This is a genomic window from Coprococcus sp. AF16-5 (genome assembly GCF_003479365.1).
GTDB classification, from domain to species: domain Bacteria; phylum Bacillota; class Clostridia; order Lachnospirales; family Lachnospiraceae; genus Coprococcus; species Coprococcus aceti.
The window spans coordinates 176,170-198,518 of record NZ_QUGZ01000004.1 but is presented as its reverse complement, the minus strand read 5'-3'; the positions used below and the strand labels follow the sequence as shown (position 1 = coordinate 198,518).

Sequence of the window (22,349 nt, the reverse complement as noted above, 5' to 3'; positions counted from 1 at the left end):
GCTATGAAGAAGAACAAAGAAGATGACGGAATCTACAGAAAACCCACCAAAGGTTTCAGCAAGAGAACAAATATGATAGTCGGCATAGCATTTGTCATATTTGTGCTGGTGTGTTGCATAATAAGACTGTTCGTGTAAGGTTTCAGTAAAGAAAAGTGGCAGGTGTTGATTTTTATATTTAGCATGCTATACTTGGCTTAGCTAATTGAAGGTAATCAAGGAGGATAAATCCGTGTTTGGTAGCAGATCAAGCAAGAAGACGGGATTGAAGATCATAATAGTGGGCTGTGGAAAGGTTGGCGTGGCCATACTCAAGCAGCTTGCAAATGAGGGACATGATATAACTATCATAGACAAGGATCCCCAGAAGGTCGCAACATACGCAAATCAGTATGATGTTATGGGAATAGTTGGAAACGGAGCAAATCACAGCGTGCAGCTTGAGGCGGGAATACAGAACGCAGATTTGATAGCTGCAGTCACGTCGTCGGATGAGCTCAACATCCTGTGTTGTACCATAGCCAAGCAGGTCGGAGACTGCGCGACCATAGCGAGACTCAGAGACCCGGATTACAGCAAGGAGGCAAGCTATCTCAGGGAGAAGCTTGGACTTACCATGATCATAAACCCTGAGCTTGAGACTGCAATCGAGGTGTCGAGGGTACTGTATCTGCCAACGGCTCTTGAGATAAATTCATTTGCACACGGACAGGCGGAGATGACCAGGATAAAGATCCCGGAGAAGAACGTGCTGGACAATAAGAGCATAGCTGATCTCGGTAAGGATCTTGCAAATAAACAGAAGCCGATAAATATACTTATAGCGGCAGTTGAGAGAGCCGGGGAGTTCTATATCCCTTCCGGTGATTTTGTCCTCAAGGCCGGTGACATCATGTCATGTGTGGGAACACGGCCTATGTCCAGAAAATTCATGGAGCACATAGGCTTCAAGACTGCGAGAGTCAAAAACACCATGATAATCGGTGGAGGAAATGTCGCATATTATTTGGCTGGACAGCTCGTGAACATGGGAATATCCGTCAAGATCATAGAGGAGAACAAGAAGCGCTGTGAGGAGCTTTCAGTCCTTCTGCCGAGGGCGATAATCATAAATGGTGATGGAACGGATCAGGAGACTTTGAACGAGGAGGGTCTTGCGGAGACTGAATCATTTGTGTCCCTGACAGGAATCGACGAGGAGAATATACTTTTGACTCTCCACGCCCGCAAACATTCAAATGCCAAGACGATAACCAAGATAAACAGGAGCAATTTCAGAGAGGTCATAAACAGCCTTGATCTGGGAAGTGTTGTATATCCATGCAGTATAACTGCGGAGTCCATAGTCGCATATGTCCGTGCGAAGAAAAATTCCAACAGTAACAGCATAGAGACACTCTACCACATGTTTGACTCAAGAGCTGAGGCGATAGAGTTCCGTGTGGATGAGAAGTCGGAGGTGACGGATATACCGCTGAAGGATCTCAATCTCAAGAAGAACCTCCTCATAGCATTTATAAATCGAAACGGTTCGATCCTGCTTCCAACAGGTCAGGATTCTATACAGGTTGGAGATACGGCCATGATAGTCACCACTGAGACAGGATTTACGGATATAAGAGATATACTTGCTTAAGGCAGTTTGATTAGGAGAAGATTATGAATAATTCCATGATAGTATTTATACTTGGCCAGATCATAAGACTTGAGGGTCTGCTCATGATCATTCCATGCCTGACATCTCTCATATATCAGGAACATGAAATATTTGCGTTCCTTATAGTCATAATATCATGTCTTGTGATAGGAACGCTTATGACACTTAGAAAACCGGCAAATCAGACCATATATCTCAAAGAGGGATGTGTAGCCACGGCATTCAGTTGGATACTGCTCAGTATATTTGGCTGCATGCCATTTGTTATTTCAGGGGAGATCCCTTCATTCACAAATGCACTGTTTGAGACAATATCGGGATTCACCACAACGGGAGCCAGCATACTGAGCGATGTGGAGAGTATGTCACATGGCATGATGCTGTGGAGATGCTTTACCCACTGGATAGGCGGTATGGGAGTTCTGGTGTTCCTGCTTGCCATCATTCCGATGAACAGTGCGTCCGGTTCAAATATGAACCTGATGAAGGCGGAGAGCCCGGGGCCATCCGTTGGAAAGCTTGTTCCAAGACTCAAGCACACTGCCAGGATATTGTATGTTATCTACTTCGGAATGACGGTTCTGGAGGTCATTTTCCTTATGTTTGGACATATGTCATTGTTCGATGCTCTGTGTACGGCATTTGGAACAGCCGGAACAGGCGGTTTTGGAATAAAGAACGACAGCTTTGGAAGCTTCTCACCATATATACAGTGGGTTGTAACTGTGTTCATGATATTGTTTGGTGTGAATTTCAACTTTTATTATTTTGTGCTGTTCAGGAACATCCGAAAGGCACTTTCCATGGAGGAGGTCAGGACATATCTGCTGATAATACTCGGTGCAATAACGATAATAACTCTGAGCCTGATGCAGACTATGGCAAATATCGGAGATGCTATAAGACATGCGGCCTTCCAGGTGGCATCGATCATCACCACGACGGGTTACGCATCGGCGGATTTTGACCAGTGGTCACAGACCTGTAAGACGGTGCTGGTCATACTGATGTTTGTCGGAGCTTGTGCGGGAAGCACCGGTGGCGGTATGAAGGTGTCGAGACTCGTGATAATGTTCAAGACCGTTGTCAAGGAGCTGAGTTCGTATTTCCATCCGAAGAATATCAAGAAGATAAACATGGATGGCAAACCGGTGGAGCACGAGGTAGTCAGGGCGGTAAATGTATACTTCATCACGCTGATGGGAATATTTACCCTGTCTGTATTTCTTGTGTCCCTTGAGGGCAGGGATCTGGTGACCAACTTCACTGCGGTGGCATCGTGTCTCAACAATATAGGACCGGGTCTTTCCGAGGTAGGACCTACCAGAAACTTTGGCGGGCTGACGGGATTTACCAAGTATGTTCTGATGTTTGACATGCTTGCGGGACGACTGGAGCTCTTCCCATTGCTGCTCATATTCAATCCTGGCGTGTACAGGGACATGATCATGGGGGCATGGAGAGGCATAAAGCGAAGAAGACAGGAGAGAAGAGCGAACTGATAAATGTTATCATTACAAATGGCGGGCAGGTTATTGACATATGTTGGCAATTTGGATATACTCAGGAACAGTTAGACACACCTAACTATAGCTCTTCCAATCATTTTATAAAGAAAAGGCGGGGACTTCTCACATAGTGAGGGTTCCCGTTTTTTTTATGACTTAAATTTCCTTACAAAGAAGTTTAGAATGGAATAAAGATATGAGTATTTGTTATAATGTACATACATTTGGTGTGGATAAGGAGTAATGCGATATGGAGAACGAAAAAGAATCTGTAAAAGTACTTATAGTGGACGACGAGCAGGACATCAGAACGCTGCTCAATATATATCTCAAGAGACTTGGATACGATGTTGTGGAGGCTGCCGATGGAGTTGAGGCTGTCGAGACCGTGCGTGCGGACAAGGACATCGATCTCATAGTTATGGACATAATGATGCCAAAGCTTTCAGGTACTGAGGCATGCCAGCAGATCAGAGAGTTTTCATCTATCCCAGTCCTCTTCTTGACGGCGAAGACGAAGGAGCCGGATCAGAACGAGGCATACGATGTGGGTGGCGATGATTTCCTGGCAAAGCCATTCACCCAGAGCGAGTTTAACCGCAAGGTGAATGCTCTTATCAGAAGATACAAGGTGTACCGCGGAAAATCAGAGACCGATCCAAAGAATATCTCAGTCGGCAATATAAATATTGACTCATTTAAGAGGATTGTGATCAAGAACGGTGAGGTCATCAAGCTCACCGACAAGGAGTATGCACTTCTGTTCTTCCTGGTGGAGCACAGAGGAAAGCCATGGTCACTCGAGGCACTCTACGAGAATATATGGCAGGAGAAGTATCTTCCTTCATCTTCCAATACGGTCATGGTACACATACTCAGACTCAGACAGAAGATAGAGGACAACTCAGCGCAGCCTGAGATCATTAGGACCATATATGGAAAGGGATATCAGGTAGACTGATATGAAGATGCCATTTAAGCGGACACTCAGGGTAAAGCTGTTTGTGATCATACTGCTTGGGCTAATATTGTCCATATCGGCTTTTTTTGCAGGAACATTTGCACTGAACAGCTACATGAAAAATGTATACATGAGTGACACGAATACACAGAAGAGATCCGCCAGACAGATCCAGAGCTTTGCTTCATATGTGACCAGCCATTCCATAAAGGCTACGGATACGCAGGCACTCAGGGCATGGCAGGAGCAGCACGACAATGTGTACATACTGATTTATAACAACAATGATATAGTATTCGACTCTGACTGGATGATAGAGAAGAAGGGCGCATACAAATATGTCATAACGAATTCGGAGACTGGTGAGATAATCATTCTGTTACAGGACAACTATGGAAATATCAGAAAGATCAAGAGGAAGGCATCCTCGAGCAGCGAATCCCAGAAGAAATCCGATGCGGTGACCGCGGATGAGGGAGCTTACTACGGCAATTCCAGCATGCTGCGAGGAGACCTCAATGAATTTGACTACGATTTCTATCCTGTGCTATTCAAGGATGGAGTGTTTGATGTCTGCATAGTTGACTATTCGGATGATACGATCAAGGATGTCGGAGAGATAGCGATATTTGTCATATGCTGTATCCTGTTCATCGGTGTGATAATAGTCTATTTCGGAAGAGAGATAGGCAGAATGAGACGCCTCACAAATGAGGTCATGGATATCAAGGATGTGGATATCAATGGGCCGATAACAATACACGGTCAGGATGAGATCTGTATGCTGGCGGAGAATGTAGACACCATGAGGCAGACCATTATTGAGCAGCTCAGCAGGGAGCGTGAGGCATGGCAGGCGAACAGTGATCTGGTCACAGCCATGGCCCATGATATAAGAACTCCGCTCACAGTCATGGCGGGATATCTGGAGCTCATGCAGAACAAGGAGTATTCATCCCAGGAGGAGCTTGACGAATACATAAGGATAAGTGCTGAGAAGGCGGAGCAGCTCAGGACGATGTCGGACAAGATGTTCAGATACTTCTATGTATATTCAAAGGGCGGTGATGATCTCAACATGGAGATGTTCCCGGCGGGGCCGTTCCTTGACCAGATGCTTGGAGAGTATGTTGTGCTCCTGGGCGAGAATGGATATCAGTTCGACATTGATATCTCGGACAAGGAAGCCGAAATTTACGTTGATCTTCAGGGTATGAAGAGGATAACCGACAATGTATTTACCAACATCAGAAAGTATTCGGACAAATCAAAAAGCATAGATATAAGGGTATATATAGATCGGAGAAAGGTAAGAATTTATTTCAGAAATTATATAAATCCGGAAAGCAGCAAGGCTGAGAGCACACATATAGGTACTTTGACATGTCAGAAGATGGCGGAGGAGATGAATGGATCATTTACGACCTGCAGAAAGGGCAAGGTGTATGAGGCGACACTCATACTGCCTAACATGTTGGATAACGATGACTCACATGTTCCGACTCAGGGACTTACAGCTATACTGTCACGCAAATAATAAACGGAGATCCTCTGTACACAGTTCAGAGAATCTCCGTTTTTGTACATAGAAAAAAGCAATGCTACACATTATACCGATAGAGGAAAAAACAGGAGGAACAGATATGAATATATTATTTTATGATACAAAGCGTTATGACATGGAGTCGTTCGATGCGATAAAAGATCAGTACGACAAGCTGACCATAGATTATGTGGACACAGATCTGTCGGTGAAGACCGCAAGACTTGCAAAGGGGTATGACGCCATATGTGCATTTGTCAGCTCGGATGTGAGTGCACCCGTTGTGAATGCGCTGAGTGATGCGGGCGTGAAGCTTATACTGATGAGATGCGCGGGCTTCAACAACGTGGATATGGATGCGGCAAAAAAATGCGGTATAACTGTGATGAGGGTTCCGGGCTATTCGCCTGAGGCTGTGGCGGAGCATGCGATGGCACTTGCCATGGCGGTGAACAGGAGACTGCACAAGAGCTATATAAAGGTGAGGGAGAACAACTTCAGTCTGGTCGGACTTACAGGCATGAACTTCTACGGCAAGACAGCCGGTATCGTCGGAACCGGTAAGATCGGGGCTGCCATGGCGAGGATATGTCATGGATTTGGAATGGATGTGATCGCCTACGATATGTATAAGAATCCGGACCTTGATTTTGTCAGATATGTGGAGCTCCCTGAGCTTCTGGCGGGATCTGATCTTATATCGCTTCACTGTCCGCTGACCGACGAGACCTACCATATGATAAATGAAGAGACCATTGGCATGATGAAGGATCACGTGATCCTGGTGAATACCTCCAGAGGTGCACTCATCAAGACCGACGATCTCATAGCTGGGATCAGAAGCAGAAAATTCTTCGGAATCGGGCTGGATGTATACGAGGAGGAGACTCCAAATGTATTTGAGAACAGGGAGGATGACATACTGGAGTCCTCGATCACTGCGAGACTGTTGTCATTTCCAAATGTGATAGTGACGTCTCATCAGGGATTCCTTACAGAGGAGGCACTGGAGGCGATAAGCAGGACCACTCTGGACAATGCCATGGATTTCCTTAATGGGTCTGTAAATGAATCGAATATTGTGTTATGATGTGATGACAGGATATTGTGAGAGAAATTGAGGTTGACTATATGAATATAAATGAGGTTTTTAGCGGGCTTGATAAGCTGTTCGCAGAGAACAGACTGCCGGAGGTGGAGAGATACCTTACCCAGGCACTCAGCGATGCTGAATATGAAAAGGATACTGATTCCATGCTTGCGATATACAATGAGCTTATCGGTTTTCACCGCACTACGGGAGAACACGACAAGGCACTGTATTTTTGCAGGCAGGTCATGAGGCTCGCTCATAAGATGGGGATTGAAGATACAGTTCCATATGGAACCGCTCTCATGAATATTGCAAATGAGAACAGGGCTGCAGGTAACCTGTTGGAAGCCCTGTCCTATTGCAGGAAGGTGTATGACATATATTCGGAGCAGCTCGGTCCATATGATATATTGCTGGCGGGTTATTATAACAACGTGGCGCTCATTTATCAGGAGCTTGGCGATTACGACAAGGCTGTTGATGCACTGGAGCACGCGCTCAGCATCATAGAAAGACATGAGAATGCCGGTACGGAGATTGTTGCCACATATGCCAATCTCGGCGAGAGCCTTCTCAGGGCAGGTCGGCTCAAGGAAGCTCAGGACAAGCTGACGGAGGCGGTGCGCAGATATCAGCTCAAGGGTGTCAGAGGATATCACTACAGTGCTGCGCTGTCTGCTGTTGCAGAGGTGTGGTACAGACAGGAGGACTACCAGCAGGCACTCAAATTTTATCAGCTTGCGGCAGAAGAACTCTACAGTGTCTATGGGGACAATGATACATACAGAGTTATAATGAATAATATAGAGACGGTAAAGGCGAAGCTTCAGCAGCAATGATAACAGGGAGGAAGTGGAAGAGCTTCCTCCCTGTTGCGTATGTAGACAGATAATCTGAAGGATGGGAGAACGAGATGAATTATAATGACAAGGTAATGGACGTTATAGATGAGGTGAAGAAGGTCGTCATAGGCAAGGATGTGTGTATTGCCAAGATAATGGCGGCGATAATCGCAGGCGGTAACATTCTCATGGACGATGTACCGGGAGTCGGCAAGACGACGATGGCTCTTGCATTTGCAAATGCAATGGGGCTCCAGAACAAGAGAGTCCAGTTTACACCGGATGTCCTTCCGGGAGATATAACGGGATTTACGATGTACGACAAGGCGACAAATCAGTTTGTGTACAGACCGGGTGCGGTTATGTGCAATCTGTTCCTTGCAGATGAGATAAACAGAACATCTCCAAAGACACAGTCGGCACTTCTCGAGGTTATGGAGGAGGGACATGTGACTGTGGATGGAGTGACATATCAGGTTCCGGATCCATTTATAGTAATTGCCACGGAGAACCCTATCGGCAGTGCCGGAACACAGCTTCTTCCTGATTCCCAGCTCGACAGATTTATGGTGTGCCTTAAGCTGGGATATCCATCCATAGAGAGCGAGCTGGATATAGTTAAGGGAAGAACCTCCGCTGATGGCTTTCAGGATGTACAGCCTGTAATAGGTGCGTCTGAGCTGCGGCTTATCAGGGAGGAAGTAAAGCATGTCAAGGTCAGCGATGACGTGTATTCTTATATAGGCCAGCTTGTTGTTGGAACCAGAGAGAATCCAAGCCTTGAGCTAGGAGTGAGTCCAAGAGGAACGATAGCCCTCACCAAGATGGCGAAGAGCTGGGCATATATAAGCGGGAGAGATTTTGTCATACCTGAGGATGTGCAGATGGTGTGGACGGACGTCATAAGACACAGGATAGTCTTAAGTGCCAAGGCAAGGGTGAACCACATAACACAGGAGGCTGTGCTCAAGGACATAATGGAGAGGGTGTACAAACCGTCGGTTAGACGAAGAAGTTCGGCGAAAAAGTAGCATGAGATTTGGAAGCGTGTAGTGGTAGGATGTCGTATGAGACGAGGAATATTGTATATTGTCCTGATAGGGGCATGTGTATATATAGGAATAATCAATAAAGAAAAATCATACTTTTTCGCAGCGGTGATCATGACTGCTGTCATGCTGAGTCTTATAGCCGGGCTGATCGTGCGATACATAAGAACCAGTGTTAAGATGCAGATGAATATACCTGTGGTTGAGAAGAACAGTACATTTTGTCCGGAACTTGCGGTATCTGTCACCGGTGGTCAGGTACCCCATGTGGCAGCGGTGTTCAGTGTTCTTGCTCCGGGTATGAAGAAAAAGAAGAAGAGTACATTTGAACAGATAGATGACAGGTATGGAAAGTGCGTGGGAAAGATGAAGCTGGATGTCAGCGGAAGATACGAGATAAAGGCATCGGGCGTCAGGATATATGATGCTTTCCATATTTTCTCAATCAGGAAAAAGGTTGGTGGAACGGCGTACATTTACGTATTGCCTCAGTGCTATCTCGTTCCGGTGGAGGTCACGAAGAACACAAGAGATTTTGTGACGGACAGTGATGTATATTATTCGGATGTGAGAAACGATGACTCGACCGAGGTGTATCAGGTGAGAGAGTACAGACCTGGAGACAGGATGACCCGTATCCACTGGAAGTTGTCGGCCAGACAGGATGAGATAATGGTCAGGGATACATCAAAGGCATTGTCGTGTCCGGTCATCATCTGTATGGATCTCGATGGAAGAAACTGCCGTCACTATGGACAGGCAATGTCTGTTGCGCTGGAATCCATGGTATCGGTGAGCTTTTCACTGATAGATGTTAAAGTCCCTCACTTTATAGCGTGGTATGATCCGGAGGAGATGTCCATAACGAGATACCGCATAGTCCGTGAGGAGGATGTGTACGATGCCGCTGCAAGGTTGTCGTATGTGGATGCCAGGACAAATGACAGCTACGATGTGATAGGAATGTACAGAGAGAGATACAGAGGTGAGGATTTCACAAGCTTCATCGACATAGACATGAATGGCAATATAGAGTGTGGAGATGAAAGTTTTCAGGTGGGATTTGAAACCATAAAGGAGGATCTTGCAAAATCCTATATCACGGTGTAGATTCTCCAGGCATCATCATAGAATTACAGAGGTGTGGAAGTGAGAGTTGTTTTGGGACTGGCTGTATGGGCGTTGTCGCTTGGTATGACATACCTTGTGGGCGATATCGCATACAGCTCGGATATAAATAAATATATGGACTCCACCAATCTTGTGGGTGCGTATATCATAGGAAGTCTGGTGATAGCACTGGTTTATTCTCTGTGGTACATTTTGAGAAAAGAACAGAGGATACTGGATATTGTGGTTCCGGTTACTGTGTTGCTGGGATGGGGGCTTGCCAGAAGAAAGCTGCTCTATGCCGGAGGAAAGGGCATGGTATACAGCATAGCATATGATCTGAAAAAGGTTTATGGGATAAAGACAGGACTCATAGATCTTGACTATGTCAGCGTGAGTGCTGTGACGGAATTTGTGCTTTTTATAGTGGCGGTGTCAATGTTCTTTGCCACTTATATGATATACAGGTGTAACAGTCTGATGATAGCTATCGGACTTGCATTTTTGTTTATGCTTGCTGGCGCAACACTCAGTGTACCTGTGAGTGCACCCGGAGTAGTGCTTACTGTATTGTCACTTATCGTGGCGAGATATGTTCTCATGAGAATGGGACAGCCACTGTCGGTGGTGTGGAACATTGCAGTTCCTGTGACGGTATTTGCCGCGTGCCTTGTTGTCACCCTTCTTGTATATGACAGCGTATACGACAGAGGTGTGAAGGAACAAGGGAAACTGCTCGACATGGTGGACAACATGGAATATTTTCTGTCGGGGGAAAGTAACAAAGGATATTCAGGTTACTATAAGGTGGATGATTCTGAGGTCAATCCCGGTGATGAAGTTGTGGATGAGATAATCAGGGAGGATAAGCCTCAGGGAAATCTCTACGTCAAGTCGAGAAGCTATGTTACATATGAGAATGGGTCGTGGCACGGAAGGGCGGATGGACACAGCCCTGATGATGAGGTCATGGTGTATTATGATAAGGATACATTTGCAAGATACGAATCAGAGATACAGGGATATGCGCCAGATAAGAAGTTTTCCAATGCGGTCATGGACAAATTGGTGACATATATAAGACAGCATATGTCATATACCACAGCACCAAAGAAATTTACCGAGGGTGAGGATCCAGTCAACAGTGCGATGTATGACGTTCATGAGGGATATTGTGTTCACTTTGCTTCTGCGGCGGCGGTGGGCTTCAGGATACTGGGAATCTCCACCGTGTATAATACAGGTTATGTGGTGCCGTCGTCTGCGTGGATAAAGCAGTCGGATGGAACATACCGTGCGGTGGTTCTGGATAAATACAGTCATGCGTGGATTGAAGCGTACAGTGAGGATGACGGTGACTGGGTGATCGTGGATGCCACACCGCTTGGAGACAGGGCGGATACTTTGGGGATACCGAAGGAACCGGATTACAGCGGTGATAATACTGCGGACAATTCATCGGATGATACAGAGGAGCCGGAGACTTCTGAGGAGACTTCAAGTCCGGATGTAACAACGGAGGCGACAACTGATTCGACAACCCAGATGTCAGAGAATACAGAAGTCACTACGGAGACGGATGGTGATTCTTCAAATGGCACAGGAGAAAATGGCAATCAGGTCGATGTCCCGAATGATGGCAGTGGAGATGCGCAGTCGGGATCACCAGGGGATGCCGGGGATGGTCTGTCGGAGCTTGTACAGAACAGAGTGTTCAGAACAGTCGTTGTTGTGCTTGCCGTGATACTGATATTGTGGGGCGCAGTCATCTTCAGAAGAAGGACGATAGTTGCGCGCAGGAGACGCAGGCTTGTGGGAAGAAACAGGATATCAGCTATATACGAGATGTCCACGGCGATGTATGATATGATGGTGTTTTCTGGTGCCATAGAGAACGTCAGTGAGAACGACACGGAGTATGCCGACACTGTCACGGAGTCGTGCAGCTTTATAAAGGGCGATGAGTTCACAGAGTTTATAAAATGGGTTCAGGCTGCTGTATACGGACGCGTTGAGCCGGATGACAGGCAGATCGCGGCTGCCAGAAAGCTGTATACAAAGGTAAGGGCATACACATATCTTGGCCTTGGGTTCAAGGACAGGTTTGTGTGGAAGTATGTAAAGTGTTACGACTGCGGAGGACGCAGAAGGAAGAGATAACATAATTTGTCACGAAAGAAGTAGTATTTAAGATGGAATTTAGAAAAGGGTTAAAGGATGGAATACCGATAGCACTGGGGTATTTCGCAGTAAGTTTTAGTTTTGGTCTGCTGGCGGTAAAGGGCGGACTCACAAGTTTTCAGGCGGTCATCATAAGCCTGACAAATGTAACCAGTGCGGGACAGTTTGCAGGACTCAAGATTATCCTTGCAGGGGGAACGCTGGTTGAGATGATACTCACCCAGTTCATAATCAATCTGAGATATTCTCTCATGAGCCTGTCACTTTCACAGAAGCTTGGGGAGGCAGTTGGAATCAAGGAGAGACTCGTAATAGCATTTGCAAATACTGACGAGATATTTGCGGTGGCGATGGGCCATGTGAAGGAATTGACATTTGGGTATATGATAGGACTTCAGCTCCTTCCGATAGTCGGCTGGACGGGCGGAACGCTGTTCGGTGCGGTGGCATCCGGGATCCTTCCGAAGTCCATCAGCAGCGCATTAAGCTTGGCACTCTACGGAATGTTCGTTGCCATAGTCATGCCGGTCGCTAAGAAATCGAGACCGGTTGCCATAGTTGCGCTTGTGGCTGCTGCCATATCATGCGTGTTGTATTACGTTCCGATATTCAAGTTTATATCGACTGGAATTGCCATAATCATAAGCACGGTGGCAGCCTCTGTGATAGGGGCTATATTCTTCCCAGTGGGAACTGCTGAGAAAAAGGAGGTGCAGTGATGAATATATACATATATATAATAACCATGGCGGTCGTCACCTACCTCATAAGAATGGTGCCGCTGGTGGCGTTCCGCAAGAAGATAGAGAACAGATTTGTCAATTCATTTCTATATTATGTGCCGTATTCATGTCTCACGGCGCTGACACTTCCGTCCATTTTATACAGTACGGAGAGTATTATAAGCGCTGTGTGTGGATTTGCGGTTGCACTCATACTGGGAATAAAGCAGAAGGGGCTTATAGTTGTGGCTGCTGCGGCGTGTGTGACGGTGTTCGTGGTTGAGTGGATATTAAAACTGATGTAGAAATCTATGATGTCTGGAGATTTGGACCGGATGGCTGAATATGATAAAACGATAAGAAGGAGGTAAGCAGGAAATACCTGTGTACGATATATGAGATTTCCGAAATTTATAAAAAAGGGCGATGCGATAGGTTTCGTTGCGCCATCATTTGGCTGTGATACAGAGCCGTATAAGACTGCATTTGGCAGAGCGCAGGAGAACTTCAGGAATATGGGTTTTGGTATACAGATCGGGCCAAATTGTTATACCGGTGAGGGCATAGGAATCAGCAACAAGCCGGAGCTGTGCGGTCAGGAGATAAATGACTATTACACATCGGAGAAGAACGATGCACTCATATCCTGCGGCGGCGGAGAGCTCATGTGCGAGATACTTAACTATGTTGATTTTGACAGACTGAGGGCGGCAGATCCGAAGTGGTTTATGGGATATTCGGACAACACAAATCTCACATTCCTGCTCACGACATTGTGCGATACGGCGTCCATATATGGTCCGTGTGCGGCGGCATTTGGACAAGAGCCGTGGCACCGATCGATTGCGGATGCCATGGCTGTTCTTCAGGGGCAGAAGCTGTCATTTGCCGGATATGACGGATGGGAGAAGGAGTCCCTCAGGGATGAGGAACATCCATTCCTGCCATACAACATCACAGAGCCAAGAGTGATAAAGGGCTATCCTGAGAAGTTCCAGGTGAGCGGGCGAATGATAGGCGGCTGCATGGACTGTCTGGTGAACCTTATAGGAACAAAGTTTGACCATGTTGGCGAATTCCTTGAGAGATATAAGGATGATGGATTTATCTGGTTCCTCGAGTCCTGTGATCTGAACGTCATGTCCATAAGACGAGCCATGTGGCAGATGGACAACGGCGGATGGTTCAGATACTGTAAGGGCTTTATGATCGGCAGACCGCTGCAGTTCGGACAGGAGATGATGGGCCTTGACCAGTATCAGGCTGTGCTGGGGATCATAGGAAAATACAATGTGCCTGTCGTGATGGATGTGGATCTCGGACATCTGTCACCGATGATGCCTGTGGTATGCGGCAGCATGGGAACTCTTATGGTGGACGGCCAGGATATGAGTCTTTCCATGGAAATGAGGTAGAGAGAAGTCTGTTGGCTGTTTGATTGGCTGAAGAAGGCTGAAAATGGTTGAAAAAATAAAGGCAAAAAAATAAAAAATACTATTGTGAAAAAAAATATATCGTGCTACACTAGGTGGCAGATAAGACAAAGGCATAGACGGAAAGAGTAGTGTGGTGGATGCATCCAGAGAGAGTTGCATATGTGAATCGGACTCAGATATGAATCAGACGTGAGCCAGAACATATGGTGGGAGCAGCTTATGATATATCACATGAAGACCACTCCCGAGCCGTGCGCGATATAAGCGTCACCGCGTAGCTGCGTTAAAGGCATAATTGAGTTAAAAGTTAAGGTGGAAACGTGCATACGCACCCTTAGATAGATTATATCTAAGGGTGCTTTTTTAGTTGTTACATGCAATTTATTTTCACTTTATAAGAAGTAAGAAGGAGAACTGACATGGTTAATTTCAAAGAAGACGAACAGCTTAAGACACTGAATCATTCCTGTGCACATCTTATGGCACAGGCTATCAAGCATCTGTACCCACAGGCAAAGTTCTGGGTAGGACCGGTAGTTGCAGAAGGATTCTACTACGATGTAGATCTCGGCGATGACGTTATCAGAGGCGAGGAAGATCTCGCAGCCATCGAGAAAGAGATGAAGAAGGTTGCCAAGAGCGGCAAGAAGATCATCCGCAAGGAGATATCCAAGGAAGAAGCTCTTGAGATGTTCAAGGATGACGAGTACAAGCTCGATCTTATAAATGGACTTGAGGATGGAACGATCACATGCTATGAGCAGGGTGATTTCACAGACCTCTGCCGTGGACCTCACGTAGACAATGTAAAGCTTTGCCGTAACTTTAAGCTCATCAGACATTCAGGAGCTTACTGGAAGGGCGACAGCAAGAACAAGGTTCTTCAGAGAATATATGGTGTGTGCTTCCCTACAAAGGAGGAGCTTGAGGAGCATCTTCAGTTACTTGAAGAGGCTAAGGAGAGAGACCACAGAAAGATCGGCAAGGACATGCAGCTCTTCATGGTCGATGACCTTGTAGGACGTGGACTTCCAATGTTCCTTCCAAAGGGATATACAGTATGGCAGGAGCTTGAGAACTACATCAAGCGCAAGGAGAGAAAGCTTGGCTACCTCCACGTTATGACACCTTGTGTAGGTACAGTAAACCTCTACAAGACATCAGGTCACTGGGATCACTACAAGGACAACATGTTCCCGGCAATGGAGATGGAGGGAGAGTCATTTGTACTTCGTCCAATGAACTGCCCACACCACATGATGATATATGCAAACAAGATGCACTCATATAAGGATCTTCCTATCAGGATCGCTGAGATCGCACACGACTTCAGATTTGAGGCAAGTGGTACACTCAAGGGTATTGAGAGAGGAAGACACTTCTGTCAGAACGATTCACATATATTTGTGACACCAGACCAGATCGAGGAAGAGTTTGCAGGAGTTGTTAAGCTCATATTTGACACATACAAGGATTTCGGAATCACAGATTACAGATGCGTACTGTCACTCCGTGACCCAGAGGACAAGGTAAAGTATCACGATGACGATGAGATGTGGAACAAAGCAGAGAATGCACTTAGAAAAGTTCTTGATGATATAGGAATCGATTACACAGAGGAGATCGGTGAGGCTGCATTCTACGGACCAAAGCTTGATGTAAATGTTAAGCCGGCCGTAGGAAATGAGTATACACTCTCGACATGTCAGCTCGACTTCTGTCTGCCAGCTAAGTTCGATCTGAAGTATATCGACAAGGACGGCGAGAAGAAGACACCTGTAGTTCTCCACAGAGCTATCCTTGGATCTCTCGACAGATTCATGGCTTACATCCTTGAGGAGACAAAGGGCAATCTTCCAACATGGCTTGCACCTGTACAGGTAAGAGTTATGCCTGTCAAGACAGACAACGAGGATCTCATGGCTTATGCTCATAAGGTTGTTGATGCCCTTGATGCCATCGACGTTCGTGTAGAGCTCGACGACAGAGCAGAGAAGCTTGGTTATCGTATGCGTGAGGGTCAGGTTCAGAAGGTTCCATACCTTCTCGTAATCGGATTCAATGAGGCTGAGAACGGAACAGTATCATACAGACTTCACGGTGAGGCTGACACAACAGTTCTTCCACTTGACGAGTTCGTACAGAAGATCGACACAGAGATCAAGACAATGGCTCACAAGTAAGAGTGAAAATTTTACACCACAGGTTCACTTACCCTGTCCGCAAGGACAGGGTATTATTTTTGTAAATAAATGCATAATGTGAGGAGGCATAGGATATGAGACAGGGATATAAGTTTATACGTGAGAGTGGCTGCGAGCATGACGATGATTATCTCAGTCATCTTTTTAACGATATTTTCTGCTGGACGAATGGCACATATAAGCTCTGTTATACACACCCGGATATGGAGGCCGTGAACGGAGATAATATACTCGACATTGAGAATGGGGAGAATAAAATACTGTCATTTGACTATCATATGCAGCTCCTTGTAAGCAAGAGAAATAACCTGGAAAATACAGAAAAGGATAAGGCTGGAGATAACGAAGAAAACGATAGAGAGGTGTGGGAGACTCTGATAAATGCGGCGGCATACGACTTCCCGAATGTCCGGCAGCTCAAGGCGGATATACGGACTATACTTGATTCAGACATGGAAGATGCCCAGATCGTGAGGAATAATAGCGGAGATCCGTACGAAAAAGTGCTGTGTCTTGGGACGGAGGGGACACATGTGGAGGATGGATATGTTCTCAGAAGGATAAAGAGATCCCCGGAGTGTGACAAGCCGGATCGGTATGAGCTGGAGATAGGAACAAATTGTGGTGTGGATTCTGGAATCGCTCAATTTTACCGTTTGACCGGCCTGAACAGGGAAGATATCCGCAGTCTGTATACATGCGCTACGAGATTCATAGAAAACGCTGAGGACTTGTATAACCACCGGCTGAAACTTCGCCGGGATAGAGAAAAGCATAACAAGAAAATTGATGGCGAAGTTCTGATGTGCCTGGAGAACAGCTTTGAGCTTGTCACCGAAGGCGAAGAGCTGGCCAGTATCAAATATTGGGATTTTAGAGGCGAAAAGCTGACAGAGGAATATAATGCGAGGGTATGGTCTATAGATGGCGATGCTGGCAGTATTGACCTGGGAAGTGGTGAAATGCTGTATATGGATCAGATATATTCCATAGATAAAAAAAGCCCCACCGAGGAAATGTTGTGTATGGGTGTGGAGGAGATAGCCGAGGATTTCTGTGACAGCATACTTGTGAAGACGGTGACGATGCTGGATGATTTCGGAACCATGGAGGTATATGATCTCTGTGAAAAATATGGTGAATACATAGATAACAGGTATTATATGTACCGTGAGGAACACGGATTTGAGATGCCGGAAGATGTGTTCCCTGGGGATGGTGTAAAGCCGTATGTTGAGAAGGTCATACGGCTGTTGAAGTCAAAAGTATAAAAAATATAACAAAAGCATGTATATATGATTTAAATGCAATAGTTATCTGCCGCCTCAGGTCTTTCTGCCACAAGGTCAGCGATGGTGGTGGTGTCTACCACGTCCCGGATCGCTTTGTCCAGTCTGCGCCAGAGACCTATGGTGGAGCATCTTGCCTCGCGTTCGCACTGGAATTCATCTGCATCAAGGCACGCAACAGGAGATATGCCGCCCTCAGTGAGCCTTAAAACCATTCCAACAGTTATGTCCTCCGGTGCTTTCCTTAGAAGATAGCCTCCCTGCGGTCCTCTGGTGCTCTTCACCAGCCCGCCGGAGTTCAGCACAGAAGTGATCTGCTCAAGGTATTTCTCGGATATTTCCTCCTGTGCGGCAACATCCTTGATGCTCACTGGCTTGCCGTCTGTCCTCGATGCTATATTTATAAGAAAACGCAGAGCGTAACGCCCTTTTGTGGATACTTTCATAATATAAACCTCCCAAATGCTTGTATTTACTGATGATTTCACATCATTTACATGTCTATTATAACATCTGAAAAAAAACAATCAAGATAATTCATAAAAAACCTATTGACAAAGTGGGAATTAGGCTGTAATATACAGCTATGCTTAATTCATAGTTTCCGAGTAGGAATTATGTGAAAAGTAAAAATAATCACAGAAATGATACGATCAAGTCAAAGTTCAAAGACGAAAATCGAGAAAGAGGTGTTGATATGCTGGGAAGGACATTTAAACCACAGTACCTTAACGAAGACAGACGAATGTGTTTCATAGAAGTCATGTGTTGCTGCTGTTAAATCAAACACAGAACAAATAATCATGACACAGATATAAATAACAGATCATACATAATAGACAGAGAATAATAAAGAAGAGTATAATGCCACATGAGCTCATATACATGACAAGATGAATGGGCAGGTGCGCATGACAGATAAAATATTTGAATTTAAGGAGAATAAGATCATGGCAAAGAAGACAAGAGCAGAGAGAAATTTAAAGTTTGAGACATTACAGTTACACGTAGGACAGGAGACAGCAGACCCGGTTACAGATGCAAGAGCGGTACCAATCTACCAGACATCATCATTCGTATTCCACAACTCACAGCATGCTGCTGACAGATTTGCACTCAAGGATGCCGGCAACATCTACGGAAGACTTACAAATCCAACAGAGGATGTATTTGAGAGAAGAATCGCAGCCCTCGAGGGTGGCGTTGCAGCATTGGCAGTTGGCTCAGGTGCAGCGGCAGTTACATATACAATTCAGAACCTTGCACTTGCAGGAGACCATATCGTAGCAGCAAAGAATATCTACGGCGGAACATACAACCTCCTTGCACATACACTCAAGGATTACAATGTAGATACAACATTCGTTGATCCACTTGATCCACAGGCATTTGAGGATGCAATCCAGGAAAACACAAAGGCCCTCTACATCGAGGTTCTTGGAAATCCTAACTCAGAGGTTTCAGATATCGAGACAATAGCAAAGATCGCTCACGCACACAAGATTCCGCTTGTTATCGACAGCACATTTGCAACACCATACCTTGTAAGACCTATCGAGTACGGTGCGGACATTGTAGTTCACTCAGCGACAAAGTTTATCGGTGGACACGGAACAACTATCGGTGGCGTTATCATCGACAGCGGTAACTTCGACTGGAAGGCATCAGGCAAGTTCCCACAGCTCACTGAGCCAAATGAGAGCTACCACGGCGTAAGCTTTGTAGACGCAGCAGGTCCTGCAGCATTTGTCACAAGGATCAGAGCTATCCTCCTCCGTGACACAGGTGCTACGATCTCACCAATACACTCATGGATATTTCTTCAGGGACTTGAGACACTGTCACTCCGTGTTGAGAGACATGTATCAAATGCACTCAAGGTAGTTGAGTACCTGAACAATCATCCACTTGTTGAGAAGGTAAACCATCCTTCAGTTTCAACAGATCCTGAGCAGCAGAGACTGTACAAGAAGTACTTCCCTAACGGTGGTGGTTCAATCTTCACATTTGAGATCAAGGGTGACGCAGAGACAGCCAAGAAGTTCATTGACAATCTGGAGATATTCTCACTTCTTGCAAATGTCGCTGATGTTAAGTCACTGGCTATCCACCCGGCATCAACAACTCACTCAGAGCTGAATGAGGCTGAGCTTATCGATCAGGGAATCAAGCAGAACACGATCAGACTTTCAATCGGTACTGAGAACATAGACGATATCATCGAGGATCTTGACGAGGCATTCAAGGCAATTCAGGAGTAATATATTTGCGGTGCGGCTTGTGAATGTCGCAGCAGATAGACAATACCACGTTGCAGGAACGTTTCCACTCGTTTCGGCCTACAGCGGTACTAGCACTCACTTCGTATCGCTGAGTACCGGTGGCCTCAAATGTCCTGCAAGTGGTATTGGTTACTGCTTGCGACAGATATACTTGGTTTTCGCACCGCAAATCATATATTAAAATTTTGCAGTTAGAAAGAGAGGTTTTATACAATGAGCAATATTTATAAGAGTGCAGCAGAACTTATAGGTAAGACTCCACTTCTGGAGCTTTCAAACATAGAGAAGAAGAATGATCTCAAGGCAAATATCCTTGCAAAGCTTGAGTATTTCAACCCAGCAGGAAGTGTAAAGGACAGAATCGCATTCCAGATGATCGAGGATGCTGAGAAGGATGGAACACTCAAGCCGGGTGCAACTATCATCGAGCCTACATCAGGTAACACAGGTATCGGTCTTGCATCCATAGCAACAGCCAAGGGTTACAAGGCGATCATCGTTATGCCTGAGACCATGAGCGTTGAGAGACGTAACATCATCAAAGCATACGGTGCTGAGATAGTTCTCACAGACGGAACAAAGGGAATGAAGGGAGCCATCGCAAAGGCTGATGAGCTTTCAAAGGAGATCCCTGGCAGCTTTGTAGCTGGCCAGTTCGTAAATCCATCCAATCCAAAGGCACACAGACTCACAACTGGTCCTGAGATCTGGGAGGATACAGACGGCAAGGTAGATGTATTTGTAGCCGGTATCGGAACAGGTGGAACTATCACAGGCGTTGGCGAGTATCTGAAGGAGAAGAATCCAGATGTAAAGGTCATCGCCGTTGAGCCTGCCACATCACCAGTTCTCTCAAAGGGCGTTTCAGGAGCACACAAGATACAGGGAATCGGTGCAGGATTTGTTCCTGACACACTTAACACAAAGGTATATGACGAGATCATCGCCGTTGAGAATGATGACGCATTTGCAGCAGCAAAGGAGATCGCATCAGCAGAGGGAATCCTCGTAGGAATCTCATCAGGTGCAGCTTACTTTGCAGCAAAGCAGATCGCAGAGCGCCCTGAGTATGCAGGCAAGAATATCGTAGTACTTCTTCCAGACAGTGGAGACAGATATTACTCAACTCCGTTATTCGGCTAAATGGATATAAAGTAATTGCTGTGATATAGAATTTATATGAAAAAGCCACCACATCGTGTTTTGATGTGGTGGCTTTTTTTGAAAGTACCCTTAATTAGCTGCATAAATAGTATACAATTGGATAACCTTAAAACTGATAGAACTTTGAGGGGAAATGCCCTTAATTGGGTTGACTTTCCCTTAAAATGTGCTAATATTTAAGGGAAAAGGAGCAAATTAAGGGAATGAGAACTTTTAATTACAGTAAAATAAAAGAAGAAAAATGGGATTCTGAAGTGCTTGGACTCATAGCTGCAATATATAGATATGCAGGTAAACAGGAACTGTATTTAAGACAGCGTCCGGATGAACTGGATAAGCTTGTTGAGATAGCAAAGATCCAGAGCACGGAGGCGTCCAATGCCATAGAGGGTATAGTCACAACAAATACAAGAATAAAGCAGTTGGTTGAGGAGAAGACCACACCGAAGAACAGAGCCGAGGAAGAGATAGCAGGTTACAGGGATGTGCTGGGGGTTATACATGAAAGCTTTGATGCAATACCTATAACTCGGAATTATATACTTCAGCTGCATAAGATGTTGTACAGTCATATGAATAACCCATTTGCAGGAAGAACAAAGACTGTGCAGAATTATATCAGCGTAACTTATCCTGATGGGCAAACGGAAGTCCTGTTCACGCCGATGGCTCCATTTGAGACACCGGAAGCGCTGGACAGGATATGTGGAGAATACAACAGGGTGATCGGTAATTTCGAGGTGGAGCCGCTGATCGTCATTCCTGTTTTCATACATGATTTTCTGTGCATACACCCGTTTAATGATGGCAATGGCAGAATGAGCAGACTGCTCACAACGCTTCTGCTATATAGAAGTGGATTCTATGTAGGAAAGTATATTTCCCTTGAGGCTAAGATCGCAGGAAATAAGGAGTTATATTATGAGTCACTTGGAAAAGCGCAGGCAGGCTGGCATGAGGGCACGGAGGATGTAATTCCGTTTATAAAGTATCTCCTTGGAACGATACTTGCTGCTTATAAGGATTTTGAGGAGCGCTTTGAAATCGTAGAGGAAAAATTACCTGCAATTGAGATGGTAAGAAAAGCAATACTGCTGAAAATAGGAAAGTTTACAAAGCAGGATATAATGGAACTTTGTCCGACTCTCAGCATCAGTTCGGTAGAGGGAGCACTCAGAAAACTCGTAAAAGAGGGCGATATAGGCAGAGGCGGTACAGGCAAGTCTACCTATTATGTCAGAATGAAATAACATATGCTTGTATTTTTTCCATTAGCTTGTTAATCTATTGTACGAAACATGAGATCAG

General features: G+C 45.6%; 19 protein-coding genes. 18 read left to right on the top strand and 1 reads right to left on the bottom strand.

What is annotated here, in order from left to right:
- Positions 1-3: 3 nt before the first annotated feature.
- From DWW70_RS15340 to DWW70_RS11545, 15 genes are all read left to right on the top strand, one after another.
- A complete protein-coding gene (locus DWW70_RS15340) occupies positions 4-138 on the top strand; it encodes a hypothetical protein (RefSeq protein WP_015534037.1) in 135 nt (44 codons plus the stop codon).
- A 94-nt stretch (positions 139-232) separates the two neighbouring features.
- Positions 233-1,636: a Trk system potassium transporter TrkA gene (gene trkA / locus DWW70_RS11610; protein WP_055147099.1), complete on the top strand. Its 1,404-nt coding sequence runs from the start codon at positions 233-235 to the stop codon at positions 1,634-1,636.
- A 23-nt stretch (positions 1,637-1,659) separates the two neighbouring features.
- Entirely contained in the window at positions 1,660-3,159 is a 1,500-nt protein-coding gene (locus DWW70_RS11605; protein WP_117874842.1) for a TrkH family potassium uptake protein, read from the top strand.
- A gap of 256 nt (positions 3,160-3,415) precedes the next feature.
- Positions 3,416-4,126: a response regulator transcription factor gene (locus DWW70_RS11600; protein ID WP_015534035.1), complete on the top strand. Its 711-nt coding sequence runs from the start codon at positions 3,416-3,418 to the stop codon at positions 4,124-4,126.
- Position 4,127: 1 nt separating this feature from the next.
- On the top strand, positions 4,128-5,663 hold the full coding sequence (locus DWW70_RS11595) for a HAMP domain-containing sensor histidine kinase (RefSeq protein WP_022216934.1): 1,536 nt from the start codon (positions 4,128-4,130) through the stop codon (positions 5,661-5,663).
- A 106-nt stretch (positions 5,664-5,769) separates the two neighbouring features.
- Positions 5,770-6,759: a 2-hydroxyacid dehydrogenase gene (locus DWW70_RS11590; RefSeq protein ID WP_015534033.1), complete on the top strand. Its 990-nt coding sequence runs from the start codon at positions 5,770-5,772 to the stop codon at positions 6,757-6,759.
- 41 nt (positions 6,760-6,800) lie between these two features.
- Positions 6,801-7,601: a tetratricopeptide repeat protein gene (locus DWW70_RS11585; protein ID WP_015534032.1), complete on the top strand. Its 801-nt coding sequence runs from the start codon at positions 6,801-6,803 to the stop codon at positions 7,599-7,601.
- Positions 7,602-7,675: 74 nt separating this feature from the next.
- Positions 7,676-8,635 carry an AAA family ATPase gene (locus tag DWW70_RS11580; RefSeq protein WP_015534031.1) on the top strand — a complete coding sequence of 320 codons (960 nt, stop codon included), beginning with the start codon at positions 7,676-7,678 and terminating at the stop codon, positions 8,633-8,635.
- Positions 8,636-8,671: 36 nt separating this feature from the next.
- Positions 8,672-9,763: a DUF58 domain-containing protein gene (locus tag DWW70_RS11575; RefSeq protein ID WP_118649894.1), complete on the top strand. Its 1,092-nt coding sequence runs from the start codon at positions 8,672-8,674 to the stop codon at positions 9,761-9,763.
- 39 nt (positions 9,764-9,802) lie between these two features.
- Positions 9,803-11,923 (top strand): transglutaminase-like domain-containing protein, encoded by a 2,121-nt coding sequence (locus tag DWW70_RS11570; RefSeq protein ID WP_147360149.1) that lies wholly within the window; start codon positions 9,803-9,805, stop codon positions 11,921-11,923.
- A gap of 32 nt (positions 11,924-11,955) precedes the next feature.
- Positions 11,956-12,663 (top strand): AzlC family ABC transporter permease, encoded by a 708-nt coding sequence (locus DWW70_RS11565; protein WP_118649892.1) that lies wholly within the window; start codon positions 11,956-11,958, stop codon positions 12,661-12,663.
- On the top strand, positions 12,663-12,971 hold the full coding sequence (locus tag DWW70_RS11560; RefSeq protein WP_004851383.1) for an AzlD domain-containing protein: 309 nt from the start codon (positions 12,663-12,665) through the stop codon (positions 12,969-12,971). The genes DWW70_RS11565 and DWW70_RS11560 overlap by 1 nt, the downstream gene beginning before the upstream one ends.
- A gap of 90 nt (positions 12,972-13,061) precedes the next feature.
- Positions 13,062-14,081, top strand: coding sequence for a S66 family peptidase (locus tag DWW70_RS11555; protein WP_118649891.1), 1,020 nt, complete (start codon positions 13,062-13,064; stop codon positions 14,079-14,081).
- Positions 14,082-14,521: 440 nt separating this feature from the next.
- Complete coding sequence (gene thrS, locus DWW70_RS11550) at positions 14,522-16,285, top strand: threonine--tRNA ligase (RefSeq protein ID WP_022216928.1); 1,764 nt, start codon at positions 14,522-14,524, stop codon at positions 16,283-16,285.
- Between the two features lie 95 nt (positions 16,286-16,380).
- Positions 16,381-17,577 (top strand): hypothetical protein, encoded by a 1,197-nt coding sequence (locus DWW70_RS11545; protein WP_118649890.1) that lies wholly within the window; start codon positions 16,381-16,383, stop codon positions 17,575-17,577.
- Between the two features lie 29 nt (positions 17,578-17,606).
- Here the strand turns inward: DWW70_RS11545 and DWW70_RS11540 are convergent, their stop codons facing one another.
- On the bottom strand, positions 17,607-18,041 hold the full coding sequence (locus tag DWW70_RS11540) for an RrF2 family transcriptional regulator (RefSeq protein WP_015534027.1): 435 nt from the start codon (positions 18,039-18,041) through the stop codon (positions 17,607-17,609).
- 504 nt (positions 18,042-18,545) lie between these two features.
- Between DWW70_RS11540 and DWW70_RS11535 the strand changes: the two genes are divergently transcribed.
- The 3 genes from DWW70_RS11535 to DWW70_RS11525 all read left to right on the top strand — a co-directional run bounded on the left by DWW70_RS11535 (position 18,546) and on the right by DWW70_RS11525 (position 22,291).
- A complete protein-coding gene (locus tag DWW70_RS11535; RefSeq protein WP_022058096.1) occupies positions 18,546-19,856 on the top strand; it encodes an O-acetylhomoserine aminocarboxypropyltransferase/cysteine synthase family protein in 1,311 nt (436 codons plus the stop codon).
- Positions 19,857-20,090: 234 nt separating this feature from the next.
- On the top strand, positions 20,091-21,020 hold the full coding sequence (cysK, locus tag DWW70_RS11530) for a cysteine synthase A (RefSeq protein WP_004851367.1): 930 nt from the start codon (positions 20,091-20,093) through the stop codon (positions 21,018-21,020).
- Between the two features lie 224 nt (positions 21,021-21,244).
- A complete protein-coding gene (locus tag DWW70_RS11525; protein ID WP_118649889.1) occupies positions 21,245-22,291 on the top strand; it encodes a Fic family protein in 1,047 nt (348 codons plus the stop codon).
- Positions 22,292-22,349: the final 58 nt, after the last annotated feature.